Raw genomic sequence first — 2,500 nt, 5'->3', positions numbered from 1 at the left:
GGGCAGGAAGGTACGCATATACCACACCGGGAGCAGATCCCCTTGACCACTCCGTCTTCAATTTTGATGTTGTTAACCGGACAGGTCAACTCACAGACACCGCAGGCATTACATTTGGCCCGGTCTACCACGAATCCCCCGTATTTATTGCGGAAGATTGCACGGTTGGGGCAGGCTTCCATGCAGGCACCGCAGGTAATGCAGCTGAAGGCTTTGCCATCAACCAGGCGAATAGCCCCTGTGGGGCATTCCTGAATGCATTCTCCAATGCCTTTGCATTTGTTGGTTGTTAGAAACATAAATTTATACTCCGGATTGATTTTATTCTGTTTCTTCTGATGATCATTATATTAGATTGATAATTTCACCGGGATTGCTTGTAGATTAATCCTCCAGTTCTTGAGGGCCTCTATCCCTTCCTAATAATAGTTTACCCACTATGATTCCCACTGCTGCCGCTACGAACCCATCAGCCAGGGGGAAGTCCTGGTAATAGGGGAAGGGACCTAATAAGTAGGCCACAATGAAAGCCACAATCAGGAAGATTAGATAGACTGAGGCATCGTATTTGAGTTCACTTTTTGGATTCAACTTAATACGGCTGCCCATGATGAATCCCAGTAGGAATCCCAGTACCATTGGTCCAGCATAGGTTATCATTATTCAATCTCCCATTCTTCTTCAGTTTCTTCTTCTGAAGAGTCTTTATATTCGTTGAAACCCATGAATGCTATTACCACTGCGGTTAATCCTACCATAACCTTTAATCCAACTGCAAAGTTGAGGTAAGGTATTATTCCGGCATGGGTGGGGTCCGGGTAGTCAAAAAGGTTCTGTATGAAACCAGGGACTAAACCATAGATGTCCACTCCCAAGTTGTAAAGGTAAAACCCGGAAAAAGCTAAACCGGCAATGCCCAGAAATACATATAACAGGGCACCAACACTTTCCATTCCCGATAGGAAATCATGAGATAAATGGAATGGACTTTCTTTAAGTCCATAAACGACCAAGCAGAATATGAATCCTGCGGCTATCATTGCCCCTCCCTGGAATCCTCCTCCCGGGGTGATGTGACCTCCCAGGATGGTGAGTACACCCAGACACATGATAACCATGGATGCGGGGAATACGAATATTTTGAGTATGGTGCTCATTTATTTACCTCCCAGTCGGGTTTTACCCCTTCCAAATACCAGTAAAACTGCTATAACTGCAGTTACCAGTATCAGTGCCTCGCCGAGGGTATCGTAACCTCGCCAATCAAATACCACAACGGTGACCATGTTGGGGGCTATGTTAGTTCCCACATAGTTGTAGAGGTAGCTTATACCCGGATATATCACTTCTTTGAAGTGAATTGTCGAGTCAAATATGGCTACGGCGAATACTGCCAGGGAAAATCCCATTATAAGATTTCTTATTCCGTTAGACATTTAAATTCCCCCAGTAAAATAGGGTAATGACTATGGTCAATGCTATGATGATATAGAACATCATAGATGATAATGAATCGTTCTGTTCTTTTCTTAGGCGACCCATAATTGGCATAGATGTTAAAAAGACCACTAAAACCACCAGAACTGCTACGATCATCAGGATGTTACTCAAATGTCGGAGCATGACCAGGGCCACCAGTACCGAGGCTATTAAAGTTATCTCTGCCGTGAGCATGGATGTGGTGGACAGGTTGGTTACCGGGTCTTCATCTGCTCCTTGTATGTCTTTAATCTTTTTCACGATCATATCGTAGAGGTTCATACTACACCTCCTGCCAGGCTGGTTGCCAGTGGTTGCAGGTAGCTGGTTACGTACTGTGGGAACAGACCGAATATGATACACACCACCAGTAAAACCACCAAGGATATTACCGTGGCTTTTGGTATGGTTTCTGTCTTGATCTCGAGATCTGCTGGTTTTGGACGCAGATATACAGTGTGGAATGCTTTCATGAAGGTCATGAAGGTCACTATACTCAGGAGTATCATTATGACCCCTAACTCAGGGAATCCTGCATCTATGGATGCCTGGATAAGCATCAATTTACTCTGGAAGGCGTTTAACGGGGGAACACCGGCCATGGCAAATCCTCCCAGCAGGACCAGAAGGGCCACTCCAGGGTTTCTAACCATTAAACCACCCAGTTTACGGGTGTCACTGATTCCGGTCTGATACAATACCACTCCAAAACCAATGAAGAGCAGTGCAGTTATCATCACTTCATTCACTGCCTGGAAGAGTCCGGCAGTTATTCCGAAAGCTGTGCCCAGGCTCAGACCTATTCCAATGTATCCCAACTCTCCCACAGCCAGGAATCCGATCATCCGTTTGATATCGGTCTGGACAATGGCCATGGTTATACCGAGGATCATGGCCAGCAGAGAGACTCCCAGAATTACCCACTGTGATAGGGGCAGGTAGGAGAATATCCTGAGGATCACGATTCCCAGAGCAATGAAGGTGAACACGGAAAATGCCTGGATCATGGCGGATCCGCTGG

At 45.8% G+C, this 2,500-nt stretch carries 6 protein-coding genes (2 of these 6 running past the window's edge); all 6 read right to left on the bottom strand.

Annotated features, from left to right (window positions below; all coding sequences use genetic code 11):
• Positions 1-299, bottom strand: the 5' end (the start) of a protein-coding gene (locus CIT02_RS08675) for a 4Fe-4S binding protein (protein WP_292611606.1). It extends 1,063 nt beyond the left edge of the window; the window shows 299 of its 1,362 coding nt (coding positions 1-299); it begins with the start codon at positions 297-299; the stop codon falls past the left edge of the window.
• Between the two features lie 85 nt (positions 300-384).
• Entirely contained in the window at positions 385-660 is a 276-nt protein-coding gene (locus CIT02_RS08670) for an energy-converting hydrogenase B subunit J (RefSeq protein ID WP_292611604.1), read from the bottom strand.
• Positions 660-1,157: an MnhB domain-containing protein gene (locus CIT02_RS08665; RefSeq protein WP_292611602.1), complete on the bottom strand. Its 498-nt coding sequence runs from the start codon at positions 1,155-1,157 to the stop codon at positions 660-662. The genes CIT02_RS08670 and CIT02_RS08665 overlap by 1 nt, the downstream gene beginning before the upstream one ends.
• The gene (gene mbhE, locus CIT02_RS08660; protein WP_292611600.1) at positions 1,158-1,436 is read right to left on the bottom strand and encodes a hydrogen gas-evolving membrane-bound hydrogenase subunit E; all 279 of its coding nucleotides are present in this window, start codon (positions 1,434-1,436) and stop codon (positions 1,158-1,160) included.
• On the bottom strand, positions 1,429-1,761 hold the full coding sequence (locus tag CIT02_RS08655; protein ID WP_292611598.1) for an energy-converting hydrogenase B subunit G, EhbG: 333 nt from the start codon (positions 1,759-1,761) through the stop codon (positions 1,429-1,431). The genes mbhE and CIT02_RS08655 overlap by 8 nt, the downstream gene beginning before the upstream one ends.
• Positions 1,758-2,500, bottom strand: partial view of an energy conserving hydrogenase EhbF gene (ehbF, locus tag CIT02_RS08650; protein WP_292611596.1) — the end only. Its footprint extends 763 nt past the window's final position; the window shows 743 of its 1,506 coding nt (coding positions 764-1,506); the start codon falls outside the window, past its right edge; the stop codon is at positions 1,758-1,760. The genes CIT02_RS08655 and ehbF overlap by 4 nt, the downstream gene beginning before the upstream one ends.

Source organism: Methanobacterium sp. BAmetb5 (assembly GCF_003491305.1).
GTDB lineage: Archaea > Methanobacteriota > Methanobacteria > Methanobacteriales > Methanobacteriaceae > Methanobacterium.
This window is presented reverse-complemented; position numbering and strand designations above follow the sequence as displayed.

Excerpts from the sequence above, each read along its gene's own strand:
- CIT02_RS08670 (WP_292611604.1), bottom strand. The coding sequence starts at position 660 with ATGATAACCTATGCTGGACCAATGGTACTGGGATTCCTACTGGGATTC.
- CIT02_RS08665 (WP_292611602.1), bottom strand. The coding sequence starts at position 1,157 with ATGAGCACCATACTCAAAATATTCGTATTCCCCGCATCCATGGTTATC.
- mbhE (WP_292611600.1), bottom strand. The coding sequence starts at position 1,436 with ATGTCTAACGGAATAAGAAATCTTATAATGGGATTTTCCCTGGCAGTA.
- CIT02_RS08655 (WP_292611598.1), bottom strand. The coding sequence starts at position 1,761 with ATGAACCTCTACGATATGATCGTGAAAAAGATTAAAGACATACAAGGA.